23 protein-coding genes and 2 riboswitches are annotated in these 25,214 nt (G+C 61.2%); of the genes, 15 read left to right on the top strand and 8 right to left on the bottom strand.

Annotation, left to right across the window (positions count from 1 at the left end):
• Positions 1–6 precede the first annotated feature (6 nt).
• Together MRBLMR1_RS29075 and MRBLMR1_RS29070 are read left to right on the top strand one after the other, a co-directional pair.
• Positions 7–2,685 (top strand): aminotransferase class III-fold pyridoxal phosphate-dependent enzyme, encoded by a 2,679-nt coding sequence (locus MRBLMR1_RS29075; RefSeq protein WP_500067073.1) that lies wholly within the window; start codon positions 7–9, stop codon positions 2,683–2,685.
• 408 nt (positions 2,686–3,093) lie between these two features.
• Positions 3,094–3,291, top strand: a complete 198-nt coding sequence (locus MRBLMR1_RS29070) for a hypothetical protein (RefSeq protein WP_148143694.1) — start codon at positions 3,094–3,096, stop codon at positions 3,289–3,291.
• Positions 3,292–3,369: 78 nt separating this feature from the next.
• Here the strand turns inward: MRBLMR1_RS29070 and MRBLMR1_RS29065 are convergent, their stop codons facing one another.
• Complete coding sequence (locus MRBLMR1_RS29065) at positions 3,370–3,606, bottom strand: Lrp/AsnC ligand binding domain-containing protein (RefSeq protein WP_112506623.1); 237 nt, start codon at positions 3,604–3,606, stop codon at positions 3,370–3,372.
• A gap of 66 nt (positions 3,607–3,672) precedes the next feature.
• On the bottom strand, positions 3,673–4,596 hold the full coding sequence (locus tag MRBLMR1_RS29060) for a LysR family transcriptional regulator (protein ID WP_148143697.1): 924 nt from the start codon (positions 4,594–4,596) through the stop codon (positions 3,673–3,675).
• A 101-nt stretch (positions 4,597–4,697) separates the two neighbouring features.
• Between MRBLMR1_RS29060 and MRBLMR1_RS29055 the strand changes: the two genes are divergently transcribed.
• The 5 genes from MRBLMR1_RS29055 (at position 4,698) to MRBLMR1_RS29035 (ending at position 10,274) form a co-directional block, all read left to right on the top strand.
• Positions 4,698–5,981, top strand: coding sequence for an NAD(P)/FAD-dependent oxidoreductase (locus MRBLMR1_RS29055; RefSeq protein WP_148143700.1), 1,284 nt, complete (start codon positions 4,698–4,700; stop codon positions 5,979–5,981).
• Positions 5,982–6,073: 92 nt separating this feature from the next.
• Positions 6,074–7,615, top strand: coding sequence for an L-piperidine-6-carboxylate dehydrogenase (gene amaB, locus MRBLMR1_RS29050; protein WP_148143702.1), 1,542 nt, complete (start codon positions 6,074–6,076; stop codon positions 7,613–7,615).
• A 16-nt stretch (positions 7,616–7,631) separates the two neighbouring features.
• On the top strand, positions 7,632–8,618 hold the full coding sequence (locus MRBLMR1_RS29045) for a P1 family peptidase (RefSeq protein ID WP_148143865.1): 987 nt from the start codon (positions 7,632–7,634) through the stop codon (positions 8,616–8,618).
• Between the two features lie 118 nt (positions 8,619–8,736).
• A complete protein-coding gene (locus tag MRBLMR1_RS29040; protein WP_148143705.1) occupies positions 8,737–9,426 on the top strand; it encodes a hypothetical protein in 690 nt (229 codons plus the stop codon).
• 71 nt (positions 9,427–9,497) lie between these two features.
• Positions 9,498–10,274 (top strand): alpha/beta hydrolase, encoded by a 777-nt coding sequence (locus tag MRBLMR1_RS29035; RefSeq protein WP_183686878.1) that lies wholly within the window; start codon positions 9,498–9,500, stop codon positions 10,272–10,274.
• Positions 10,275–10,281: 7 nt separating this feature from the next.
• On the opposite strand, the gene cobD is transcribed toward MRBLMR1_RS29035, so the two are convergent.
• Positions 10,282–11,304, bottom strand: coding sequence for a threonine-phosphate decarboxylase CobD (gene cobD / locus MRBLMR1_RS29030; protein WP_500067072.1), 1,023 nt, complete (start codon positions 11,302–11,304; stop codon positions 10,282–10,284).
• A 4-nt stretch (positions 11,305–11,308) separates the two neighbouring features.
• Here cobD and cbiB point away from each other — a divergent pair, with 4 nt between their 5' ends.
• Positions 11,309–12,274 carry an adenosylcobinamide-phosphate synthase CbiB gene (gene cbiB / locus MRBLMR1_RS29025; RefSeq protein ID WP_148143709.1) on the top strand — a complete coding sequence of 322 codons (966 nt, stop codon included), beginning with the start codon at positions 11,309–11,311 and terminating at the stop codon, positions 12,272–12,274.
• On the opposite strand, the gene MRBLMR1_RS29020 is transcribed toward cbiB, so the two are convergent.
• The 4 genes from MRBLMR1_RS29020 to MRBLMR1_RS29005 are packed head-to-tail and all read right to left on the bottom strand — an operon-like array spanning position 12,258 to position 15,293.
• Entirely contained in the window at positions 12,258–13,715 is a 1,458-nt protein-coding gene (locus MRBLMR1_RS29020; RefSeq protein WP_148143711.1) for a cobyric acid synthase, read from the bottom strand. The two genes, cbiB and MRBLMR1_RS29020, sit on opposite strands and share 17 nt — an antisense overlap.
• A 3-nt stretch (positions 13,716–13,718) precedes the next feature.
• Positions 13,719–14,333, bottom strand: a complete 615-nt coding sequence (cobO, locus tag MRBLMR1_RS29015; protein ID WP_148143713.1) for a cob(I)yrinic acid a,c-diamide adenosyltransferase — start codon at positions 14,331–14,333, stop codon at positions 13,719–13,721.
• On the bottom strand, positions 14,330–15,103 hold the full coding sequence (locus tag MRBLMR1_RS29010; RefSeq protein ID WP_148143715.1) for a CbtA family protein: 774 nt from the start codon (positions 15,101–15,103) through the stop codon (positions 14,330–14,332). The genes cobO and MRBLMR1_RS29010 overlap by 4 nt, the downstream gene beginning before the upstream one ends.
• Before the next feature lie 13 nt (positions 15,104–15,116).
• Positions 15,117–15,293, bottom strand: a complete 177-nt coding sequence (locus MRBLMR1_RS29005) for a CbtB domain-containing protein (RefSeq protein WP_148143718.1) — start codon at positions 15,291–15,293, stop codon at positions 15,117–15,119.
• A 38-nt stretch (positions 15,294–15,331) separates the two neighbouring features.
• A riboswitch (cobalamin riboswitch) is annotated at positions 15,332–15,560 on the bottom strand.
• A 59-nt stretch (positions 15,561–15,619) separates the two neighbouring features.
• Positions 15,620–15,845, top strand: a riboswitch (cobalamin riboswitch).
• Positions 15,846–15,949: 104 nt separating this feature from the next.
• Between MRBLMR1_RS29005 and MRBLMR1_RS29000 the strand changes: the two genes are divergently transcribed.
• The 7 genes from MRBLMR1_RS29000 to MRBLMR1_RS28970 are packed head-to-tail and all read left to right on the top strand — an operon-like array spanning position 15,950 to position 24,483.
• Positions 15,950–16,378, top strand: coding sequence for a DUF1636 domain-containing protein (locus MRBLMR1_RS29000; protein ID WP_148143720.1), 429 nt, complete (start codon positions 15,950–15,952; stop codon positions 16,376–16,378).
• On the top strand, positions 16,375–17,424 hold the full coding sequence (cobW, locus tag MRBLMR1_RS28995; RefSeq protein WP_148143722.1) for a cobalamin biosynthesis protein CobW: 1,050 nt from the start codon (positions 16,375–16,377) through the stop codon (positions 17,422–17,424). The genes MRBLMR1_RS29000 and cobW overlap by 4 nt, the downstream gene beginning before the upstream one ends.
• A gap of 22 nt (positions 17,425–17,446) precedes the next feature.
• Positions 17,447–20,956: a cobaltochelatase subunit CobN gene (gene cobN, locus MRBLMR1_RS28990; protein ID WP_500067071.1), complete on the top strand. Its 3,510-nt coding sequence runs from the start codon at positions 17,447–17,449 to the stop codon at positions 20,954–20,956.
• Positions 20,953–22,344: a precorrin-3B synthase gene (gene cobG / locus MRBLMR1_RS28985; RefSeq protein WP_148143726.1), complete on the top strand. Its 1,392-nt coding sequence runs from the start codon at positions 20,953–20,955 to the stop codon at positions 22,342–22,344. The genes cobN and cobG overlap by 4 nt, the downstream gene beginning before the upstream one ends.
• Positions 22,341–22,970, top strand: coding sequence for a precorrin-8X methylmutase (locus MRBLMR1_RS28980; protein WP_148143728.1), 630 nt, complete (start codon positions 22,341–22,343; stop codon positions 22,968–22,970). The genes cobG and MRBLMR1_RS28980 overlap by 4 nt, the downstream gene beginning before the upstream one ends.
• Complete coding sequence (locus MRBLMR1_RS28975; RefSeq protein ID WP_148143730.1) at positions 22,967–23,722, top strand: precorrin-2 C(20)-methyltransferase; 756 nt, start codon at positions 22,967–22,969, stop codon at positions 23,720–23,722. The genes MRBLMR1_RS28980 and MRBLMR1_RS28975 overlap by 4 nt, the downstream gene beginning before the upstream one ends.
• On the top strand, positions 23,719–24,483 hold the full coding sequence (locus tag MRBLMR1_RS28970) for a precorrin-3B C(17)-methyltransferase (RefSeq protein WP_183686877.1): 765 nt from the start codon (positions 23,719–23,721) through the stop codon (positions 24,481–24,483). Before MRBLMR1_RS28975 ends, MRBLMR1_RS28970 begins: the two co-directional genes overlap by 4 nt.
• Here the strand turns inward: MRBLMR1_RS28970 and MRBLMR1_RS28965 are convergent.
• Positions 24,447–25,214 (bottom strand): cobalt-precorrin-6A reductase, encoded by a 768-nt coding sequence (locus MRBLMR1_RS28965; RefSeq protein WP_500067070.1) that lies wholly within the window; start codon positions 25,212–25,214, stop codon positions 24,447–24,449. The genes MRBLMR1_RS28970 and MRBLMR1_RS28965 overlap by 37 nt on opposite strands.

The following is a 25,214-nucleotide window of genomic DNA, read 5'->3' as shown; positions in this document are numbered from 1 at the left end:
GTGAGAATGCCAGGCGACGAAGCGTCCGAAGTACTCGATACCCCCGCCATTGACGACGACCGTGCCGATGACGTGTCCCTGGATACGATCGAGGCGCTGTTGCGCGACCATTGGGGCCTCTCCGGTCAGATCTTTCCGGTAGAGGAAAAATACGGGCTCGGATATCTCGTTGATAACGGCAACCTGCGTTATTTCCTCGAGATAAGGGATTTGGCGGACGAGCAGGCTTTGCGCGTCGAACACGAGGTGATGCGCCATATCACTCGCAGTCCGGATGGGCCGCAGGTGCCTGAACCGGTCGCCACCAAGGCCGGGGCGGAAGTGCTGACGGCCGAGATCGGCGGCATGACCCGTGTCTTACGCTTGCTGACGGCTCTTGATGGCGATCCGCCGCCAGAAGATCGCGATGTGACCGAGGAAACCGCAGCCGAGCTCGGCGCATTGCTGGCAAGCCTGGTGAAAAGCCTCGAGGATTTCGATCCGCTGATCTGGAACGGCAAGCATGAGGACGACTTGCGCAAGGCAGGCCCGCGCACTGTCTCGCTTCTTTCCAAGGTAGCCGACCAGGAGGCGCGCGACATGATTGCCCGCGCCATGGTGTCCGCGCTGCGCCGCATTCATCCGCTGGCGGCGGAATTTCGCATCGGTCTGGTGATCCCGGATCTTGGCCCCGGCGATCTCACCGGCGAGACGGACGACGTCGACTGGCATCCAACAGGAATTACCAATCTTGGTGGCCTCTCACGAAGCTGGTACGTCTCGGCGTTGGCCAAGACCTGTGCCCGCATCCTCGCCAGCCAAGGGGGAGAACCGGCATCGATCCTGCCGGCCGTGACCGGTTATCATGCGATCGATCCGCTGAATGCAGCCGAACTGGAAGCGCTCTGGCCACTCGTTATCGCCGATATCGCGTTTTCGGCAGCACTTGCTGAAAACACCCACGCCGAGGCCCCGGATGACGAGTCGGCCGCCGAGGAAGCCAGGGGACGTCGCCAAATCCTCGCCAATGCTTCGACGGTTCCCGCCGAATATATGCATGCCTGCATCCTGGAGGCCTGCAGGATCGAACCAGAACCTCTCGATCTGAACCTGCTTATGCCGGAACTGGAAGCGGAGAAGATAAGGCTCGTTGACCTGAGCTCGAAAAGCCCGCTGTTTCAGGGTGGTAACTGGACTGATCCCGATTGCGACTGGCGGCTTCTGGCCCGCACTGCCTGGGAGACGGGCATGGGCAGTACCCGTTACGGCGAATATCGACTGTCGAGAAGCAAGCCTGACGCGGCCGCGACCGAACCGCGGAATGTTGCCCTGCATGTCGACATCTGCCTGCCAACGGGAACGGCACTCATCGCCCCGTTCAAGGGCATTGTGGTGCAGGTGTCTCCGCAACTGTCGCTTCGCGGCGAAAGCGTGACGCTGCTTGTCGAAGGCATGGAAACTGCCTTGACCGAAGGAACCGAAATTGACCCGGGAGATCAGCTCGGCACGGTGGCGGGTGCTTCCGGGGCAGTCGGCGGGCTGCGCCTGAGGCTTTCGCGGGATCACGAAAACCATCCACCCTTGTTCTGCCGGCCGTCCGAGGTCGCAGTGTGGCGGCGTCTCGCCCCATCGCCTTCGGCGCTTCTCGGGATCGATTGCGATGCACCGGCAGCAATATCCGGCCGGGAGGTGCGGGCATGGCATGAATTCATCTATGATGAGATCGGCCACACCGTTCTCGATTTCAGCGGCAAGGCACCTCTGATCGGCCACGGGCATCCATCGATCGCCGCTGCCAGCTATCAGCAGCATCTGCGCCTTACCGCATCCTTCGACGGAAGCGCCGAGGCGGAAGCGCTGAGGCAGGCGCTGGTGGATATTGCGCCGCCAGGCTTTACGGATGTCGTGCTGTTTCAGGACCGGCATGCAGCGATGGAAGCGATCACTGAGCTTGCCCGAACAAGGGAGACGACGGAGGAAAGGGCCGCGGTCGCGGCCTATCAGGAGAACAGCGCAGAGGACGAAATCGACGGATCATCGGAAGACGAGACGGAGGTTTCCTATGCCGTGGCAAGCGAGCAAGCAGAACGGGAAGAGTATGCCACGCCTCTGATCATCGAACCGCTCCTTGGCCTTATCCATGCAGCAGAGCAGATAACATCAGCGCGGGAAAACGGCCGGCTGATCCTTGTCGATGAAACGCGCACCGGCTACGGCCGTCTGGGCGAAAACCTCTGGAACACCGAGAGCGACGACATCAGACCTGACCTTCTGCTGGCCGACAGCTGCGATGGGGGCAGGCTGTCCGTGGTTTTCTGCAATGAGGAATTTTCCGAAGCGCTTGCGCCATTCGCAGATCCGGTCTCTCCGGTCGATGCCGCCACCGCATTGGCGGCGCTGACAGTGTTGCGTGAGGAGAACCTGGCGGCAAATGCGTCGGCCATGGGCCAGCTTCTGGAAAAGGGCCTGCGACAACTTGCCGAAGAAAGTGATCGCGTCGAAGCGGTCAAGGGCCGCGGATTATGGTGGGCGATACAACCCGTGAGCGAAGACATCGAAATCTGGGATGCTCTCGACGGACATCTCCTGCACGAGCTCGACCATTCCGGCAGGCTGATCCTCGCACCTCCGCTGTGCGTCAGCGAGGCCAACATCAACCTGTGCCTCGATCATCTTCGCAATGTCCTGCGCCTTCCGCCGAAATAGAATTTAACTTGGGCCTGCCCTTGTCTGGACGTCATCGATACCTACCTTATGCTCGCTGGAGCACCCGGCGGCATTGCGAACGTAATTTCACAATATCGCCTTTCTCCTGTCATCATGCAGAAAAATATTCTGTTTAAATTGGATTTCGTTGATCATCCGGCGCGTTTCAGCTAGGGTGATTGGTGGTCAGAAAATCGATTCTGACGTTATCGCGCAACCGTTGAGAAGGAGAGTGACATGTCTGAGACTACACGCGTCATCGCCTTCGATCGGCTCGCGCTCGATGTGAATAGCACGGATCGCTGCTCCCTTCCGTGCTGTCGAATGTAACGCTTCCGGTTCAATTCGTTCCTGAAATTATCATTCGTTTTGCGCTGCATGCTCTGCAGCCAATACGGGAGTCTACCCATGCAGAAGCAAGTCATCAAATTCGCCGGCGAGCCCGTCGGCATCGTAATCCCGGATGAAGACCGTTTGAAATTCATCGCGGTGAAGTTCCACGTCATCGACCTCGACGAACAGCGTTTCGATTCGGCCGACGACGTGCGCCTGGCGATCAGCAAACTGGTCGCATCGAGAAATTCGGCGCCGGTCGCACACGTATAAACCGTGCCCGGTCCTCAGATGCAGAAAAGCCGCCCTCGAGGCGGCTTTTGTTTTGGCGGTCTATCGATGAATTCCGGCTCAGAAAGCCGTAAAGGTGATTGTCGTCAGCGACCGCTCGATGCCCGGTATGCAGGCGATCTTTTCGTTGACGAAACGGCCGATCTCGGCCTCGTCGCTGATATAGACTTTCAAGAGCAGATCCCACTCGCCGCTGGTGGAATAAAGCTCGGAGACGAGTTCCGTCTTGTAAATGGCGTCGGCAACCTCATAGGTCTTGCCGGGCTTGCAACGGAGCTGCACGAAGATTGGTTTCATGGGATCGCTTAGCCTTTATGGACTGACTGATGAAGCGGCTATCGACGCCGCGAAAATGCTGACCGACTATTGGCCGATGCTTGCCGCCGGTGCAAGCATATCAGAGCGGATCTCCCGAGCGATCCAGTCACGAAAAGCGGCGAGCGGCGGATAGCTCGCCCGATCCGGCATATAGGCAAGATAATATCGCCCTGTTGGCATCGGCTCCCCATCGGCGGCAAGAACCAGCTGCCCTTCCTGCAGCTCCCGCTCGATCAGGAAACGCGGTAAAAGCGCCGCCCCCAGCCCCGATCGTGCTGCCTCAACCATGGTGGTGAACTGGTCGAACAGCATGCCATGCACCGTATCGAACGGGACACTGTTTCGACCCAGCCACAGCTCCCAGGCATCCGGCCGCGTGCTTAGATGCAAAAGCGGTGCATGAAGCAGGTCTGCAGGCTCTGCCAACAGATATCGTTTTTTGAACTCGGGACTGCAGGCCGGCACCGTCTGTTCGTCCATCAGGAAACTCAGTGCTGCGCCGGGCCAGCGCGCCTGCCCGAAATGGATCGCGGCATCGAGCGTGTCGAAGCGGAAATCGAACGGTTCCAGCCGAGTGATCAGGTTGACCACCATGCCGGGATGCTGATCGAGAAATTTCCCGATCCGCGGCGTCAGCCAGCGCGTGCCGAAAAACGGCAGGATGGCCAGGTTGAGCGTGCCGCCAGCCGGATTGGCCCTCAGATTGAGCGAGGCGTTAGAAATACGCCTGAGTGCTTCGCGAACTTCGCGCGCATAGGCATCTCCGGCAAGCGTCAGCCGGATCGTCTGCCTTTCACGCAGGAAAAGCGCGACGCCGAGCTGCTTTTCGAGCGCCGAGATCTGCCGGCTGACGGCGCTTTGCGTGAGGCCGAGTTCGTTGGCGGCGGCGGTGACGCTGCCGGTACGGGCGGCGGCTTCGAAGGCGGAAAGAAGCGAAAAGGACGGAAGGAAGCGTCTGGGCGGCAGCATGTCATTCCTCCAGTGAATGACCTGATGAATTTATGTCGATATTCACCGCGAAATCGCCTCTGTAAAGTCGTGCAAAACAAATAAAATTTGGGAACTTCTTGATGCTGAATGATCCGCGTTCGCACGGCCTCTGGGAGAGGACCGCGCCGCCTGCACCTGTGACGACACCCTTGAAGGAAAATATCACCGCCGACGTCGTGATTGTCGGCGGCGGCTATACCGGCCTGTCCGCAGCCCTTCATCTGGCCGAGCGCGGCACCAATGTCGTGCTTCTGGAGGCAGCCGAAATCGGCTTTGGCGGTGCCGGGCGAAATGTCGGCCTGATCAATGCCGGCATGTGGGTCATGCCGGATGATTTTCCGAAGGAACTCGGCGAGCATTACGGCGAACGCGCGCTCGATCTTCTGGGCAATGGTCCTTACCTAGTACGCGAACTGATCGAAAAACACGGAATTGCCTGCGAACTGGAGACGAACGGTACGCTGCATTGCGCGGTCGGCGCGGAGGGTATGAAAGAGCTGGAAGAGCGCGCTCGCCAGTGGCAGAAACGCGGTGCGCCGCTGACCGTTCTCGACGCCGCCGAGACAGAACGCCGGATCGGCACCAAGGCCTATGCCGGATCGCTGCTCGACATGCGCGCCGGCACGCTGCAGCCACTCGCCTATGCCCGCGGATTGGCGCATGCGGCCATCAAGGCCGGCGCAAAGCTGTTTACCGGCAGCCCCGTGATCTCGACCGGCGAGGCAGGCGGAAAACGGATCGTCAGCACGGCTGAAGGCCAAGTTTCCGCCGACTGGGTGATCGTTGCCACGGATGCCTATTCGACGGGACCGTGGGCGCAAGTGCGGCGCGAACAGGTTCACCTCCCCTATTTCAACCTTGCGACCAAGCCGCTTTCCGCCAATCTGCGCCGCTCAATCCTGCCCAACTGCGAAGGATGCTGGGATACGAAGGAAGTGCTGTCCTCGTTCCGCATGGATCAGGCCGGACGGCTGGTTTTCGGTTCGGTCGGCGCATTGCGCGGCACCGGCACGGCGGTTCACAAGGCCTGGGCACGCCGCTCGCTGAAGCGACTGTTCCCGCAGCTCGGAGAAGTCGAATTCGAGGCCGAATGGTACGGCAAGATCGGCATGACCGACAATGCGCTGCCGCGCTTCCACCGGTTCGGCATCAATGTCATCGGTTTCTCCGGTTACAATGGCCGCGGTATTTCGCCGGGTTCGACATTCGGCAAGGTTCTGGCCAACTATATTCTGGGCGATATCGCCGACGCAGACCTGCCGCTGCCCCTGACCAAAGTGCAGGAAGCCAGCTTCTGCCCGATGAAGGAAGCCTATTACGAGGCAGGCGCACAGATCGCGCATTTCGCCACTGAACGGTTTTGAAGAACGGTTCTGAAACACCCCTTGGTCGACGGATGTTGCGAAAACGCCGCCGACTTGTAGATTGCCCTCCAAACAGACATCCGGAGACCGACATGACGCTCGCCAAACTCGACCTCGCCGCCGAAGTGGACAAGATCTTTACCGATCTCGGCGTTACATCCGACAAGTACAAGGGCGGCACGCTTGCTGTTCGCTCGCCGATTTCAGGCACCGAGATCGGCCGGCTGCCGGAAGTCACGGCCGTAGATGCCAAGAAGGCAATCGACGCTGCGCATGAAGCCTTCCTCGAATGGCGTCTTGTGCCGGCACCCAAGCGCGGCGAATTGATCCGCCTGCTCGGCGAGGAACTGCGCAGCGCCAAGGCGGCGCTCGGCCGTCTCGTTTCGATCGAGGTCGGCAAGGTAACCTCCGAAGGTCTCGGCGAAGTGCAGGAAATGATCGACATCTGCGATTTCGCAGTCGGTCTTTCCCGCCAGCTTTATGGCCTGACGATCGCAACGGAACGCTCCGAACACCGGATGATGGAAACCTGGCATCCGCTCGGTGTCATCGGCATTATTTCCGCCTTTAACTTCCCGGTAGCCGTCTGGTCGTGGAATTCGGCACTCGCCATCGTCTGCGGCAATTCCACCGTCTGGAAGCCCTCGGAAAAGACGCCGCTGACGGCGCTCGCCACCCAGGCAATCTTCGACAAGGCGCTCGCCCGCTATATCGCCAATGGCGGCACGGCACCTAAAAACCTCTCGACGCTGCTGATCGGCAGTCGTGACATCGGTGAAGCTTTGGTGGACCATGAAAAGGTGCCGCTGGTTTCCGCCACCGGCTCGACCCGTATGGGCCGCGAAGTGGGGCCGAAGCTGGCTCAGCGTTTCGCACGCTCGATCCTCGAACTCGGCGGCAACAATGCCGCAATCGTCACCCCGACGGCCGACCTCGACCTGACCTTGCGTGGCGTGGCCTTCGCCGCCATGGGTACAGCCGGCCAGCGCTGCACGACGCTGCGCCGCCTCTTCGTGCATGACAGTGTCTATGATGCGCTCGTTCCGCGTCTCGCCAAGGCTTATCAGTCGGTCACCATCGGCTCGCCCCTCACAGAGGGCAATCTTGTCGGACCGCTGATCGACAAGCAGGCTTTCGACAAGATGCAGGCAGCGCTTCAGGCCTCGAAGGCAGCCGGCGGCAAGGTGGTCGGCGGCGAGCGTGTGCTGGATGCGGAGGCGACCGATGCCTATTACGTCCGCCCGGCAATCGTCGAGATGCCGCGCCAGACCGATACGGTGAAGGAAGAGACCTTCGCGCCGATCCTTTACGTGATGAAATATTCGACCTTCGATGAGGCGCTGGCGCTGCATAACGACGTGCCGCAGGGCCTGTCCTCATCGATCTTCACCAACGACATGCGCGAGGCGGAGACTTTCGTCTCTGCCCGTGGTTCGGATTGCGGCATCGCCAATGTCAATATCGGCCCCTCCGGTGCCGAGATCGGCGGCGCGTTCGGCGGCGAAAAGGAAACCGGTGGCGGCCGCGAATCCGGCTCGGACGCCTGGAGGGCCTATATGCGCCGCGCCACCAATACGCTGAACTACGGACGCACCCTGCCGCTGGCACAGGGCGTCAAATTCGACATCGAATAACGAGATTACCGTGACGATGCTGAACCTTCTGACGGATATAGAAGGCGTGGCCGTTGGCCATGCGACCGATTTCGTGCTCGGTTCGGGCGTCACGGCAATCATTTTCGACGAGCCGGCGATTGCCTCCGGCTCGGTTCTGGGCGGCGCACCGGGCGGGCGCGATACGGCCCTTCTCGACCCGTCGATGACCGTTCAGGCCGTCGATGCCTTCGTGCTGTCAGGCGGCTCGGCTTTCGGCCTGGATGCGGCAGGCGGCGTGCAGGCGGGATTGCGCCAGATCGGCCGTGGTTTCGAGGTCGGCACGATTAGAGTACCGATCGTGCCTCAGGCGATCCTGATGGACCTGCTGAATGGCGGCAACAAGGACTGGGGCCTGCATTCACCCTATCGCGACATGGGCCATGATGCCTTTCAGGCGGCACAAAAGGGCGCCTTTGCGCTCGGCACGGTGGGGGCCGGAACTGGTGCCACGACCGTCAACTTCAAGGGCGGCATCGGGTCGGCAAGCGCCATCACCGCTTCCGGCCACCGGATTGCCGCTCTGCTGGCGGTCAACGCCATGGGATCGGCCACGGTCGGCGACGGCCCACATTTCTGGGCTTCTGCCTTCGAGAAGAATGGCGAATTCGGCGGCCTCGGCTTTCCGCAGCAGTTTACCGATGACGATACGGCTATGCGTATTAAGGGCGTAAAACTGAAGGCGACGACGGTCGGTGTGGTCGTCACCGATGCGATACTGACAAAAGCGCAGGCGCACCGCCTGTCGATCATGGCTCATGACGGGCTGGCGCGCGCCGTTCTGCCAGCACATCTGCCCGGCGATGGCGACACGATCTTTTCCGCCGCAACCGGCAGAAAACCTTTGGGCGATATGTCTGACTTCGCAGAACTCTGCCATCTGGCGACGGTGGTGACGGCACGCGCGGTGGCACGCGGTGTCTACGAGGCGACTTCTTTACCAGTACCAAATGCGCAGGCCGCATGGCGGGATACATACAAATAACCAAAGGTTGTAGTTTATTTTAATTGCAACCAAGTGAAAATTACTTCACTCTCCTCTCACTGGAGATATCGCCGGGAGACGCTGTCACGATGCGCCCGATCTGCCAGATGGGGGAGTTATGGATATCGCGGAAATCGGGAGCATCGACCTCGGTCAATTCGGCACCGCCCTCTCGGCGGTTGCCGCTCTGGGAACGGCAGCATTCGGACTTGTGGATGTAACCAAGCCGTTTAACGGCGGCATTTCCAATGTCGGCTATCATTTTATCGAATCAGCATTTCAGCCGTTTGAAGCCGCTCTCAAGACGATTAATGCGGAAGAGCCTTATGCAGTCGTAAAGGCAAACTGGTTAAACGGAATGGACAAGGCCGAGCAGAAGGCCGCCGCCAGAAATCTGATAAGGCTGGGCTTCAATTCACAGACCGCCGCACCGATTGCCGGCTATGTGTTGCCGGGTGACGGCGATCTTCTTGCCGCGATCGCCCGGAAGATAGAGATCGGCGAAACGCCAAACGAGGCGGAACTGGCCATTCTGGCCCGCTTCGACGCGATCATAGACGCAAGACTGGACGCCGCATTCGAGCGCGCCGAACAGCAGTTCCGCAATACGTCACGCTTCGTCGCCGCGGCAATCGCAATCGTGCTGGCTGAGGTGGGCACCGCTGTGGTCACTGAGGACTTCGGGTCTTCGCATTTCATTCTGGCCTTCCTGATCGGGCTCGTCGCCGTTCCCGTCGCTCCTATAGCCAAGGATCTATCCTCGGCCATTTCCAAAGCCGCATGGGCTTTCAAGGCGGTAAGACGATAGGGGGCATTGTGACACTATTCCTCAATTTCAGGGTTTCACCAATTGGCGGCGCCATAGCAATGACGCCGGCGATGCAGAAGATTGACACCGATTTTGCGCTGTCTCCGTTAAGACCGGACATATTCAGGCAACAGACAACCGGCCGCGATATCCTCTTTGTCGTCCACGGCTACAATAACAGGCAGAGCGACGGAGTGCATGCGCTCTCCCGGCTAGAGACACTTCTCAACCTGCCGCCCTCAGCGGTTTTCATCGGCATCTTATGGCCGGGCGATTCCCATGCGGGCTTCATCAGCTACCCGGTGGAGAAGCCGACGGCGAACCTTACCGGCCAGAAACTGGCGGCCTTCTGCAATCTTGAATTGCGGCAGGCAGCAAGCTTTTCCTTCGCCAGCCACAGCCTTGGTGCTCGGGTTGTTCTGGAGACGATCAGGCGGCTGAACCGCAAAACGCGATCCGCCTGCCTGATGGCAGCAGCCATAGAGCGGACCTGCCTGGAGAAGGAATATGTCGATGCCTTCGAGAAGACCGGGCATATCTATGTTCTGGCGTCGGAGAAGGATCTTGTCCTTCGCTTGGCTTTTCCATTCGGCAACTTCTTTGGGCATGTTCTCGACCCGACCAGCAATCCGCTCTCCGCTGCGCTCGGTTTCAGTGGGCCGCCAAGGGCGATCGGCAATACCGTAAAACCCTGGCAGATCGACAATAGGCTGGACTACGAGCACGGCGAGTACCTACCGCCTTCGGGCGCCGAACCACCATTTCCGGATCAGAAGGGCACATGGATGGAACCCACCAACTTCGTCCGTCGTGCCTTCAACCTCGAGCGACAGACATGGCCGGCATAGTATCCGCCTAAACGAAGGATGCCAGCGCCTCTTCCAGTCGATGCCAGCCTTCTTCGCCCGGCAGGCCGATCCTGAGATCGTCCGGGCGCTCATCGAAGCGACGGGTGATGATGCCGTGGGTGGCGAGATGCCGGTAAAGTGCCTGGGCGCGCGGATCCCGGATCAACCGGAACAGCGATGTGCCTCCATACATGGAAATGCCGGCAGCCTTGAGCAGCGTCTCCAGACGAGCCGTTTCGTCTTCCAGCCGTCGGCGCATCATAACCTGCCACCAGCCATCGGCCAGCGCCTCGCTTGCCACATGGAGCGCTGGACCGGATATCGCCCAGGGACCGAGCCTGTCCTCAATCCGTCGCACCACATCGGGATGCGAGATCGCAAAACCGAGCCTGAGGCCGGCCATGCCGTAAAATTTCCCGAATGAACGCAAGACCAGAAGGCCACCGCTTTCGACCATTTCCGCAACGCTTTTGGCCTCGGACACGTCCGAAAAGGCTTCATCAACGACAAGCAGTCCACCTTTGGCCCGCATGGCGTCGGCAAGCGACAGCAGATCCGCCCTCGGCACGACGCGACCGGTCGGATTGTTGGGATTGACGATGACCGCAAGATCGGCCGCTGCGAGCTGATTGATGTCATCGGTTTCGGTGACCTCGAATCCGGCCAGTTTTGCTGCGCGGGCATGTTCGGCATAGGTGGGAGACAGAATTGCTGCCTTGCGCCCATCGATCAGCGAGGCGACGATCGGCAGCAGGATCTGCGTGCCTGGCCCTGCCGCGACATGGGCCGCGGACAGCGCGCCATAGGTTTTAGCTGCGATCGCTTTCAACTCATCAAGCGATGCCGGTTCCGGCAGCCGTGCAAAAACATTGCTAGGGATCGGCGAATGCGGATAGGAATGCGGATTGATACCGGTCGAAAGATCAATCCATGGCTCAGGCGCCTGAGGAAACAGCGCGCGTGCCCTGGCCAGATTGCCGCCGTGCTGGATCGGATCGCCAACGACATCTTTATCCTTTGGGTTTGCCACAGCAATGTTCCTTCTTGCATTCCTCGCGCTGATCTTGGAGCGCTTTACCGGCTACCCGGATTGGCTGTTCAGGCTGATCGGCCATCCCGTCACGTGGATCGGCCGGCTGATATCGCAACTCGACACCCGATGGAACCGCGAGGCGGATGACTTTGCCACGCGAAAACGCATGGGGATCCAGGCACTCGCCGTTCTGATGGCGATTGTCATTCTTGTCTCTGCGGTCCTGCAGGATGTGCTGCTTGTTATCCCGCTGGGTCCGATCCTGCTCATTCTTGTCGCTGCGAGCCTCCCGGCCCAGAAGAGTCTCGAGCGGCATGTGCGCGATGTCGCTTCCTCGCTCAAGCACCATGGCTTGCCGGCGGGACGGGCGGCCGTCTCCAGAATTGTCGGCCGCGATGTCGAACAATTGGACGAAGCGGCAGTTTGCCGGGCGGCGATCGAAAGCCTCGCCGAGAATTTTTCCGATGGCGTGGTCGCGCCGGCCTTCTGGATGGGGATCGGCGGCCTGCCCGCCGGTGCGGCATACAAGGCAGCCAATACCGCCGACAGCATGATCGGCCACCGCTCGCCGCGCCACGAAGCTTTCGGCTGGGCGGCCGCCCGTTTCGACGACCTCGTCAACCTGCCTGCCTCGCGCCTCACGGCAGCGCTTTTCGTGGTTGCCGCGCTTTTTGTTCGCGATGCCTCGCCAAGCAATGCCATCAGGGCGATCCGCCGCGATGCCAAGAACCATCGATCGCCCAATGCCGGCTGGCCTGAAGCTGCGATGGCAGGTGCCTTGGGAATAGCGCTTGCCGGCCCGCGCAGTTATGGCGGCGAGATGATCGAGGCGAGCTATATGGGCGAAGGCGGCCGCAGCGAACTGGTCTATGAGGATATCTACGACGCGCTGAAGATCGCCCGCATTGCCGACATGCTGCTGATCGGCCTTTTCGGCGTCCTGGCGGTCCTCATGTGGCAAGTCTGAGCAACCCGCTGAGATCGAGATACCGTTCCATATGGGCGGCGAGACGATCGAGAATGGCATCGACATTCGCCTCGTAATCGAGGCCTGAAGACGAACCGCCAAGACGGGTGAGCCAGGCTGACCGCTGCCTGTCGTCGGAAAACAACCCGTGGACGTAAGTGCCGACGACCCGGCCATCCGCGGAGGATGCCCCTTCCGCTTGACCACCGATCGTCGAGAACGGCCGGGCACAATCCGCGCCGGCTGTGCGACCGATATGCATTTCGTAGCCGGCAAAGGAAACACCATCGAAACTAGAACCCGAAACTGCTTCAAGCCGCTTGGCGCCGGAAAGAACGGTTTCGACATTGAGCAGGCCGAGTCCATCGACTGAGCCGGGTGGACCTTCAGTCCCTTCCGGATCGGAAAGCCGTTTGCCGAGCATCTGATAACCGCCGCACAAACCGAGCACCCGCCCGCCGCGGCGATGATGGGCGGCGATATCTACATCGAACCCGGCTTGGCGCAACGCCGCAAGATCCGAAATCGTAGCCTTGGAGCCGACCAGCAGCACGAGATCGCAATCACCGGGAATGGCTTCGCCGCGACGGACGCGGATCAGTTCCACATCCTGCTCGGCTTCCAGCGGGTCGAGATCGTCGAAATTGGAAATATGCGGTAGGATCGGCACCGCGATTCGAATTTTCGCGCCCGGCTTGCGAGCAAAGGACTGGGAAAGGCCCAGCGCATCTTCGGCCGGCAAAAGTGCCGCATCGGCAAAATGCGGCAGGAGCCCGATCGATTGCCAGCCCGTGAATCGGGCAATCAGATCCATGCCTTCGGCAAACAGCGCCGGATCGCCACGAAACCGGTTGACGATGAAACCGCGGATCATCGCCGCATCATCGGCATCGATGACCAGCTTGGTGCCGGCAATACTGGCGATGACGCCGCCGCGATCGATATCGCCGATCAGCACCACCGGCACATCGGCCGCGCGGGCAAAACCCATATTGGCGATATCGTTCTGGCGCAGGTTGATTTCCGAAGCGCTGCCGGCTCCCTCGACCAAAACCAGATCAGCCTTGGCGCGCAGGATCTCGAAGCTTTCGAGCACGCGCGAAAGCAGTCGGGGCTTCAGGTGCTGATATTCGGATGCCTTGGCATTACCCTCGACACGCCCCTGCACCACGACCTGAGAGCCGATATCGCTCTGCGGTTTCAGAAGCACCGGGTTCATATGCACGCTGAGCGGCATGCCGGCCGCGCGCGCCTGCAGCGCCTGCGCCCGGCCGATTTCGCCGCCATCCGCGGTGACCGCAGCATTGTTCGACATGTTCTGCGGCTTGAACGGCGCGACGCTCAGGCCGCGCAAAGTGAAGGCGCGGGCAAGGCCGGCCACGACCAGCGACTTGCCCACGTCGGAGCCCGTTCCCTGGAACATCAGCGAGCGAGCGACCATGATCTAGAACTCGATGCCGGCCTGGGCTTTGACACCCGCCTTGAAGTGATGTTTGACCAGAGACATCTCCGTCACCAGATCAGCCGCCTCTATCAAGGCCGGTTTCGCGTTGCGGCCGGTGACGACAACATGCAGGTCAGGGCGTCTGGCCTGGAAGGCGGCGACGACCTTTTCCAGATCAAGATAGTCGTAGCGAAGTGCGATATTGAGTTCATCGAGGATGACCAGCCCGATCGTCTCGTCCGCCATCAACTTGAGTGCCTTCTCCCAGGCCTTGTTCGCGGCCGCGATATCGCGTTTGAGGTCCTGGGTTTCCCAGGTGAACCCCTCGCCCATCGTATGCCAGACGACGCGATCGCCGAACACGGCAAGCGCCGGCTGTTCGCCGGTCGACCATGCGCCCTTGATGAACTGCACGATACCGACACGACGGTTGTTGCCGAGCATGCGTAGCGCAAGCCCGAAGGCCGCCGTCGACTTGCCCTTGCCGGGACCGGTATGGACGATGAGAAGACCCTTTTCCAGGGTCTTCTCGGCGACTTCTGCATCCTGAACCGCCTTGCGGTTCGCCATCTTGGCGCGATGACGCTCCTCGGCGGTTTCATCGATATTTTTCAACGCGCTGCAAGCTCCCTTTCGGTTACCGGAGAAACTTGTTCTCCGCTGCGGAACTTCTGCCTTAGCACAGCAGCGGCAACACCGAGAACCGCCCAGAAGATCAGATTTGTGGCATAAACGGCGTTGACGAACCGGGCATGGAGTTCGACAGGCACCGCCGTTTCATGGCTTGGCGGAAGCGGCGCGCCAACCAGATGCGGCGCAACGAGAAGCACGATCGCCAGAGCCGCCAGCAAGGCGGAACGGGTATAGGCAAGAAGACCGAGGCCGGCAGCGGTGCAGATAGCGGTCGAGACCCACCAGAGCTGACGCGGACCGAGTTCGGCGGCAGGCATGCCCGGAAGTTCCGGTGGCAGGCCGAGACCCGGCGCAAGGCTGACGGTGAGGAAGCCGGCAATGCCGAACATCAAACCGCCGCGCCAGCCGCCAAAGCCGCCGAGCGCTTCGGCAAATGCTATTGCGACGAGCGCAAAACCGATGGCGGCGAGCACATCGGCCGAAGCGGTATAGATGAAACGCTCGAAACCATCGGCAGGCGCCCACGCTTCTTCGTCATGATGGTGATCGGCGGCAGCTGGTTGGGCCGCACCGATGGCAGGCGCTGCGTCATGCGAATGGCTGTGTCCGGCCTCTTCGCCACCGGCATTTTCAAAAGTTTCCGCCTGCAGGATCAGCGGCACGGTGGAAAAACTCTGCATCACGGTCATCAGCAGGCCGGACAATAACCCGGCGACCACCGCCGCAAGGACGATGTTACGAAACAACGACATTTTGAAATTCCTCTTAGTGGCAGGGGAAGGCCAGCGAATGGCGCGTATCGTGAGCGGCGTTATGTACGACTTCCAGATGCGAAAAGCCGACGAAACCGACCATGAACAGGCCAAGAAGGGCCGACATGCCGAGAGGAATGATTTTTGATGCGGAAACGCTGGCTGCGGCTGCAGCAGAATTCGTAACCATGGACTTCGTCTTTCTGCCCTCCACCCGAGGGCTGTTACCATTGCCGAATGTCTCTGGCAGGTCTCCTGGCTCGCGGATCGGGCGCCTTCACCCGCCTTCCCAGTTCAATCCGTAAAGGGATTGCTCCAGTGGCTTGACGACCGGATGGCCGTTTTGGGCAAAGGCTTTCCGCTTACAGTTGCGGGGGCAGCCGCGGGTTTGACGAAAGATCGTCGCACCGCATTCCCTTGAGTAACCCTTCCGGGCACCAAAGACAGATCCACTATAGTCAATTCGGTTCTATCGGCAATCGCCTTTGCGACATTGACAGTTTGACCGCGGAACGCTTACTTGAGCGCCACGACGGTCCCTTGCCGGCAACGGCAGGGGCTAAGAGAGAATGCGGTGCGGACCGATAAAACGTCCAATGCCGCGGCTGCCCCCGCAACTGTGTGCGGCGAGCCATCACGCCAGAGACGCCACTGGAGAGGTCCGGCCATGGACCCTTCTGGGAAGGCAGGCGGATGGTGACGACCCGCGAGCCAGGAGACCTGCCGTTTGAAAATCGTGCTTTTCCGGGCGGGGTGCTCCGGCAAAGGCTTCAATCATCGCTGCAGGATGGCTTGGCTTTCCTGTTCCGCACCCCGACTTGAGTAACCCGGCGGTAGTGCGGCCTGATGACAGATGATGCGCGAAAAGACGAAACCGGAACGACCGTCGGCGGCAATGCCGGCAACGTCGACGTGACGATCTTCGTCTGCACCAATTGCCGCGAGGCGACGGACAGCGAGGCCCGCCCCGGTATCGGCCTGATCGAAGCGCTGAAACTGGCAGCTGAGGGCAAGCCCCTTACCGTCAAGCCGGTCACCTGCCTTGCCAATTGCGATAAGAGCCCGAGTGCGGCCTTCAACCACCGTTCCGGCTGGTCCTATGTCTTTGGCCACCTCTCCACCGAAAATGCCGACGACATCGTCACCGGCGCGATGATGCTGGCCGAAGACGAGCGCGGTTTCCTGCCCCTTCGCGGCCGCCCGATGTGCCTTCGTGGAAAAGGCATGACGGCCCGTATCCCACCCTTTCATCACCACGAGGACATGCCTTCATGAGCGAAAACTTCGCCCCTAAGTTCGATAAGGTTCCCTGCACCGTCGTTACCGGCTTTCTCGGCGCCGGCAAGACCACGCTGATCCGCAACCTGATCGAAAAGCTGGACGGCAAGCGGCTGGCGATCATCGTCAACGAATTCGGCGATGTCGGCATCGATGGCGAGGTGCTGAAAGGCTGCGGCATCGAGAGCTGCCCGAACGACAACATCATCGAACTGGCCAATGGCTGTATCTGCTGCACGGTGGCAGACGATTTCGTGCCGGCGATCGACCAGATTCTCGCCCGCGAGCCGCGCGTTGACCATATCCTGATCGAGACTTCCGGTCTTGCTCTGCCGAAGCCGCTCGTACAGGCGTTTCAGTGGCCGGCCGTGAAGGCGCGTGTGACAGTAGATGCCGTGATTGCGGTCGTTGATGGTGTAGCACTGGCCGAAGGCCGCGTTGCCGATGACCACGATGCGCTCGAAGCCCAGCGCCAGACCGATAGCTCGATCGATCATGACGATCCGGTCGAAGAAGTGTTCGAGGACCAAGTCGCCTGTGCCGACATGATCGTGCTGACCAAGACCGACCTTCTCGATCAGGCTTCGCTTGCAGCCGCCAAGGGCCGAGTTCAGGCGCATCTGCCGCGTGCCGTGAGAATCGTACCGGCTGCAAATGGTGCGGTTGATCCCAGCGTTCTGATCGGCCTTGGCCTTGCCGTCGAGGACGATATCGAGAACCGCAAGACCCATCATGACGACGAACTCGACCACGACCACGACGATTTCGACAGTTTCGTTATTGATCTGGCCTCGGTAACCGACCCCGAAGCGCTGGCTGCCCGTATTTCGGCGACCGCGGAAGCGGAAAACGTGCTGCGCATAAAGGGCTTTGTCGACGTCGCGAACAAGCCGATGCGCCTGCAGGTTCAGGCGGTAGGATCGCGCGTGAACCACTATTTCGACCGCGCCTGGGCACCTGGCGAAAACCGCCAGAGCCGCCTCGTCGTGATCGGCGAAAAAGGCATCGACCGCGCCGCGATCGAAAAAATGCTGGCGGCATAAGAGCCACCGGCCGAGGAAAAGGATGCACATACTCGCCACCACATCGTCGTCGCTCGACGACCTTATAGAACCGGTAGACCTCAACCAGTCACCGGCCGATGTGGTGGTTCTGTCCTTTTCCGGCAGCGATCTGAACGGGATTGCGGCGGCTTGGGAGGCGGTTGACCGTGGCGCGTGGAATACGGCTGAGGCTCGTGGCCTTGATACCCCCCTCTTGCCTGCCAGCCATCTCCCCCAGAAGGGGGGAGATCAGCAAGACGTAGCAACACCGCTAAATCCTCAACAATTGAATAGGGCGGAACCTCGCCGCGAGTCGATCTCCCCTCCTGCGAGGGAGATGCCCGGTAGGGCAGAGGGGGGTAAAGCCTCGGGCAACACCAACAGCCCGTCGCTCGCCCTCACCAACCTCTCCGACCTGCGCCATCCGATGTCCGTCGACCTGTGGCTGGAAAAGACGGCGGCTCACGCAAAGGTCATCCTCGTGCGCATTCTCGGCGGTTACGACCGCTGGGCCTATGGCGTCGAGGAACTGTCGCGGCTGGCGAAACGCCGGAAGATAGCGCTCGCCATGCTGCCCGGCGAATGCAGCATGCGCGACGAGCGGCTGGCCGCCGCCTCGACGGTTTCCGAGGCAAATCTTACCGGCATTCTCGCCTGCTTTCGCGAGGGCGGACCGGACAATATGCGGCTTCTGGTGCAGCGACTGGGAGCATTGGCAAGCGGCGGGGCGGATGAGATTCCGCCTGCAATTGCGATGCCGAAGGCCGGTTTTTATCGCCCTGGGAAAGGGATCGTTGACCGACGAGACCTTATGGCCGGATTTTCACCGGATGCGCCGCGCCTGCCGATCCTGTTCTACCGGTCCATGCTGCTCGCCAATGACGCTGCACCGATCGATGCACTCTTTGAAGCGCTCGCCGCGCGCGGCTTCGCCCCCGTGCCGCTCTTTGTCAGCGGCCTGAAGGATGCCGAGGCGATAACCTTTATCGAACAGGCGGTAACCGAGCTTCAGCCCGCCGCGATCCTGACGACCACCGCTTTTGCCAGCGGCACCGACGACAGCAACGAGACGATTTTCGATAGGTCAGGCATTCCGGTCTTCCAGATCGTTGTCGCGACCACCCGTCGCGAAGGCTGGATCGAGGGTCTGCGCGGCTTGAACCCCGCCGACCTTGCCATGCATGTCGTCCTGCCGGAACTCGATGGCCGCATTCTGGCCGGTGTGATCTCCTTCAAGCAGGGCAGTGGATCAGCGGAACTCGTCAACGGCCCCGAGCCGGATCGCGTCGACCAGGTGACCGAGCGGATCGCAGCCTTCCTGCGGATGAAGATGACGATCCGCTCTGAGCGAAAAATCGTCATCCTGATGCCGGATTATCCGAGCGCGCCGGGCCGCACCGGTTACGCCGTCGGGCTGGATGTGCCGCAAAGCGTGCTTGCCATGCTGCGCGAAGTCTCGCTAGCCGGCTATTCGGTTGCCGATATTCCCGACACGCCCCGCGACCTCCTTGATCGTCTTAATCGGAAAACTGGCTCCTTGCCGCTTCGCGACTACGTCGCAGCACCAGGTGCCAGCGAAGCATGGGGCCAGGCGAAAGACGACGCGGATCTGGAAGATGGTGCATACCGCTTCCGCGCCGCAGAGTTTGGCAATGTCACCGTGGCGCTGGCGCCGGATCGCGGTCGCAGCGCCGATCGCCGCGCCGACTATCACAGCCCTGACCTGCCGCCCCGCCATGCGCTGATCGCCTTCGGCCAATGGATGCGCCACGCCCTTGGCGCTCATGCGATCGTGCATGTCGGCGCACATGGCACGCTCGAATGGCTCCCGGGCAAGACGGTGGCGCTGTCGAAAGATTGTTTTCCGGAACTGGTGACTGGTGGCCTGCCGGTGATCTATCCCTTTATCGTCTCCAATCCCGGCGAGGCAGCCGTTGCCAAAAGGCGGATTTCCGCTGTCACCATCGGCCACCTGCCCCCGGTTCTGACCGGCGCCGGTCTTTCGGACGATGAGAAGAAGCTTGAACTGCTGGTCGACGAATATGCCCAGGCCGATGGCCTCGACCGCCGCCGCCGTGACCGGCTGGCAAAACTGATCGTCGATGCGGCCCGAGACACGACGATTGCCACCGATGCCGGCGTTTCCCGCGACGACGACCCGGATACCGCGCTTGCCCGGATCGATGCGTTTCTTTGCGATCTCAAGGACTTTGCGATCAAGGACGGCCAGCATGTTTTCGGCGAAGTGGCCAAGGCCGACGATGATCCGCTGCGGATTGCCAGTGCCGGGACGGAAAAGCAGGCTCTGCTGGATGCGCTGGATGGCAGGCATATCCGCCCCGGCCCTTCCGGTGCGCCAGCCCGCGGCCGCCGGGATGTGATGCCGACCGGGCGGAACCTCTTTGCCAGCGATCCGCGCACCCTGCCGACGCCAACCGCGTTCGAACTGGGCAAACGCGCCGCCGACGAAATTCTGCGGCGTTATCTTCAGGACCATGGCGACTGGCCGAAAAACCTCGTTTTCGATCTCTGGGGCAGTGCTTCGCTTAGAAGCGGCGGCGAGGAAGTGGCGCAGGTTCTGGCACTGATGGGCGCAAGGCCGGTTCAGGATATAGTGACCGGCCGTGTCACCGGCATCGAGGTTCTGCCTCCGGCGCAGCTTGGCCGTCCGCGCGTGGACGTGACGCTCCGGATTTCCGGCCTGTTCCGTGACATGTTCCCGGCGCTGATCGCCCTGCTCAATGCCGCCATGCGGGCGATTGCCGCGCGCGAAGAAGCACCGGGAGACAACCCGCTGGCCGAAGAAGCCCAGAAAACAGGCGCGGTTCCGCCGCGCATTTTCGGCTCGGCGCCCGGCACCTACGGCTCCGGCATCGAGGAAAAACTTGCCGATGGATCGTGGGGCGAGCGGGAAGAGCTGGGGCGCATCTATCTCGACGCCACCAGCCATGCTTTCGGCGGTGCCGACGGTATGGCGAGTCATGTGCCCGGCGAATTTGCCGGACGGATCGGCAATGCTGACCTACTCGTCCATACCGGCGACGATCCCGGCCGCGATCTTCTGGACGGTTCGGCCGACGTTGCCTTTATCGGCGGTTTTTCCGCAGCGGTGGCAGCGCTTGGCGGCAAGGCGGACGTGATTGCGCTCGATACGACCGATCCCGCAAAACCGAAAGCACGCTCGATTTCCGAAGCCGTCACACGGGTTGTCCGTGCGCGGGCCATCAATCCGCGCTTCATCGCCGGCCAGATGCGCCACGGCCCACGCGGCGCGGCAGAACTGGTGGAAACGGTCGACCGACTGATCGGCTTTGCCGAAACGACCCACGCCATTCCTCAATCCTTGATCGACGCCACTTATGACGCCTATCTGGGTGATGAGATCGTGCGAGAATTTCTGCTGACGCAGAGCCCGGAAGGTGCGCGCTATATGGGCGAGCGTTTCCGCTCGGCGCTGATCCGCGGGCTATGGCATCCGCGCCGAAATGCGGTCGATGCCGAGCTTGAGATGCTGACGGGAGAGGTCGCATGACGGCGCTCCCGCTCACTCTGCAACGCGGTGCCTGCCCTGCCCTTTCGGCCCCGATGATGACCGGCGACGGCCTGTTGGCGCGTATCTCGCTGATCGAAGCGATTTCGCCCGAACAACTGGCGGATATTTGCCTGCTGGCGCTGAAGCATGGCAACGGCATGGTCGACATTTCCGCCCGCGGCAATCTTCAGGTCCGTGGCTTGAGCGAGATGTCCGCGCCGCGTCTGGATGCCGATGCGCGCGCGATGAACCTGCCGCTTCGCGAAGCTCTTACCGTCGAAGTTCCACCGCTTGCCGGTATGGATGATAGCGAAATTGCCGATCCCCGACCGCTGGCAGAGGCCATACGTGACGCCTCGCGCGGCATTACCGGACTGGCACCCAAAATGGCCGTTGTGGTCGATGGTGGAGGACTTCTGCGGCTCTCGGACCTGCTTGCCGATATCCGTCTTATCGCGGTCGGAAAACACGACTGGAAGTTGCTTCTCGGAGACACAGAGCAATCCGCTCGTGTTTTCAATGTTTTACGTGAAACACTTGTTGTCGACACGGTCATCGACCTGTTGAAGCGGCTGGCAAGCCTGGGAAACAAGGCTCGCGGACGAGATCTGGCTCATCGCTTGGCCGTGAACGAGGCAGCACCCCACACTCCGCCGTCATCCTCGGGCTTGTCCCGAGGATCTGCCAGCGTCGCGACAGTTGATCCGTCGCAGATGCTCGGGACAAGCCCGAGCATGACGGCTGGAAAAGTGGCTGCATCTCCTTTTGACTTGTTCAGCCTTTCAAATCACCTCCACGCCATCGGCGTCGGCCCCGCCTTTGGACAGGCAAAGGCGGAACATCTGATCGCGCTTTGTAACGAAGCCGTCCGCTTGGGAATAAAATCGCTCAAACCAGCGCTTGATCACTCCCTGCTCTTCTTTGGCACCGAGATCGCCTGCCGGGAATTGCGGGACTTCGCCGACAGCAACGGGTTCATCATCTCTGCCACCGATCCGCGGGGCCATATCGCCGCCTGCTCGGGCAGCCCCGCCTGCACTTCGGCGACGATCGCCACTCACGAGATTGCCGCAGCAGCGGCCGCCGAATGCACCGATCTGCTCGACGGTTCTTTCAAGCTGCATGTCACCGGTTGCCCGAAAGGCTGCGCCCATCCGCAACCGGCAGCGCTTACCCTTTGCGGCACCGCTGATCGCGTTTCTCTGATTGCGCAGGGAAAAGCTGCAGACCAACCCTTTGCTTTCTCGAGCTTTGCCGATACCAACGCCACGCTTCGCCGCCTTGCCGATCTCGTCAGATCAGAAAGACGACCAAGCGAAAACTCAGCCGCGTGCCTTGCCCGGATCGGTTCAGACCGGCTGGAAGCGGCAGCCACAGGACGACCATGACAAGTTACGAATATATCCGCGAAGGCGATGCGATCTACGAAAAGTCATTCGCGATCATTCGCGCGGAAGCCGATCTTTCCGCCTTCACCGAGGAACAGGCCGATATCGCCGTGCGCATGATCCATGCCTGCGGGCTGGTCGAGGCGGCAGAGCATTTCCGGTTCTCGAGCGATTTCGTCGAGGCGGCACGCGCTGCCCTTCGAGCTGGAAAGCCGATCTATTGCGACGCCGAAATGGTGGCGCATGGCGTGACCCGCGCAAGACTGCCGGCGGAAAACCAGGTGATCTGCACCCTGCGCGACAGTCGCACCGTAGAACTGGCAAAAACCATCGGAAATACCCGCTCGGCGGCCGCTCTCGACCTGTGGGACGAGCTGGAAGGCGCGGTCGTCGCCATCGGCAATGCGCCGACGGCACTGTTCCGATTGCTGGAAATGCTGGATGCCGGCGCACCGCGCCCGGCCGCGATCATCGGCATGCCAGTCGGTTTTGTCGGCGCGATGGAAAGCAAGGAAGCGCTGATGGTTTCCACCCACGATATTCCATATGCCGTGGTGCGCGGCCGTATGGGCGGCTCGGCGATGACCGCCGCCGCAGTCAACGCGCTTGCGAGGGCAGGCCTGTGAACGCCGCCATCCTCAAGGGTAAACTGACCGGCGTCGGCACCGGCCCGGGCGACCCGGAACTGATGACGCTGAAGGCAGTGCGCGCCATAAACGAGGCCGATGTCGTCGCCTTCTTCTGCAAGAAGGGCTCGACCGGCAATGGCCGCACCATCGTCGAGGCGCATATCCGCCCCGGCACGATCGAATTGCCGCTGGTCTATCCGGTAACAATCGAGACCCACAAGGACGAAGACGACTACAAGAACCCGATCAACGATTTCTTCGATCGCTCGGCCGAAGAGATCGCCTCCTATCTCGATGCCGGCAAGAATGTTGCCGTGCTGAGCGAGGGCGATCCGCTTTTCTACGGTTCCTACATGCACCTGCATCTGCGGCTGAAGGATCTTTATCAGGCGGACGTGATCGCAGGCGTTACCGCCATGTCCGGCTGCTGGTCGATGACCGGCCTGCCGCTGGTGCAGGGCGACGACATTTTAAGCGTGCTGCCCGGCACACTGTCGGAAGAAAAGCTCGCAGAACGGCTCGCGGTTACGGATGGCGCCGTGATTATGAAGGTTGGCCGTAACTTGCCGAAAATCCGCCGCGCCCTAGCATCGGTCGGAAAGCTTTCCGGCGCACTTTATGTCGAGCGCGGCACGATGGCGAACGGAGCGGCCGAGCGACTGGAAACGCGCGACGAAAGCCCGGCGCCCTATTTCTCCATCGTACTCGTTCCCGGCTGGACCACGAGACCGCAAGGGGAAAAGAAATGACCGGGTCGCTGACCGTTGTCGGCCTCGGCCCCGGCAATCCCGACCAGATGACCCAGGAGGCTCTCGCGGCAGTTACGGCATCCACCGACTTTTTCGGCTATTTCCCGTATATAGACCGGCTGAACCTCAGAGCAGACCAACGCCGCCACGCCTCGGACAACCGCGAAGAACTGACGCGCGCCAAAGCAGCGCTGGAAATGGCGGCCAAGGGCGGTAAGGTCTGCGTTGTTTCCGGCGGTGATCCGGGCGTGTTTGCCATGGCGGCCGCAGTTTGCGAAGCGATCGACGACGGCCCGGCCGAATGGCGTGATATCGAGCTGTTCGTCGTGCCGGGTGTTACTGCGATGCTTGCGGTTGCCGCCAAGGCCGGTGCACCGCTGGGCCATGATTTCTGCGCCATATCACTGTCGAATAACCTGAAACCCTGGGCGATCATCGAGAAACGTCTCGTGGCGGCTGCGAAGGCGGGCTTCGTCATGGCCTTCTACAATCCGATCAGCAAGGCGCGTCCGCACCAGCTGGGCGAGGCTTTCGACATTTTGCGCGCCCATCTGCCCGGCTCAGTGCCGGTGATCTTCGGCCGTGCAGCAGGCCGCCCCGACGAGGCGATCCGCATCGTGCCGCTCGAAGAAGCTGAAGGCGATATGGCAGACATGGCGACCTGCGTGATCGTCGGCACGGCCGAGACGAGGCTTATCGAGCGGACTGGTCAGAGGCCGATTGTCTATTCGCCCCGTTTTCTGCGGGAGAGCTTCCAGTGACGCACCATGCCGGCAAGCTCTTCGACGCTTCTGGCCGATGGCACATCCGGCAGACGGGGGCGTTCGATCAGCACGACCTCGATGCCCAGCCGTCGGGCAGCGCTGATCTTGCCGACGCTGGAGACACCGCCACTATTCTTCGAGACGATAAGATCGATTGCATGCTGTTCAAGCAGCTGGGTCTCGTCCCATTCGGAGAACGGACCGCGCGCGGTGATATAAGACACGTTCGGCAGCTTCAGCGGCGGATCGACTGGATCGACGCTGCGCACCAGATAGGAATGCTGCGGCATCACTTCGAAAGGCAGCAGTTCCTGCCGGCCGAGCGTCAGGAAAACCCGGCGCGGAGCAATGTCGAGGGCTTGGACGGCGGCCGCAATATCGGTGACCTCCTGCCAGTGATCGTCCTTCTGTCGCGACCATACCGGACGGCGCAAAGCGAGAATATCGACACCCGCCAGCGCCGCCGCCTCGGCAGCGTTGCGGGAAATGTTTGCCGCAAACGGATGCGTCGCGTCGATCAGCAGGTCCACGTTCTTTTCGCGAAGAAATGCGGCAAGCCCTCCGGCACCGCCGAAGCCGCCGATGCGAACCGGCACGGGCTGTTCGGCCGGGGCCTTGGTGCGGCCGGCAAGCGAGAGCAGAATATCGTAATCGGGGCTCGTCGAAAGCTGGGCGGCGAGCGCCTTGGCTTCCGCCGTACCTCCCAGAATGAGGATGGAGTAGGTCAA

The sequence above is a fragment of the Neorhizobium sp. LMR1-1-1.1 genome (assembly GCF_040675795.1).
Taxonomy (GTDB): domain Bacteria; phylum Pseudomonadota; class Alphaproteobacteria; order Rhizobiales; family Rhizobiaceae; genus Neorhizobium; species Neorhizobium cellulosilyticum.
The sequence above is the reverse complement of the archived record's forward strand: the minus strand, read 5'-3'. Positions and strand labels throughout refer to the sequence as shown.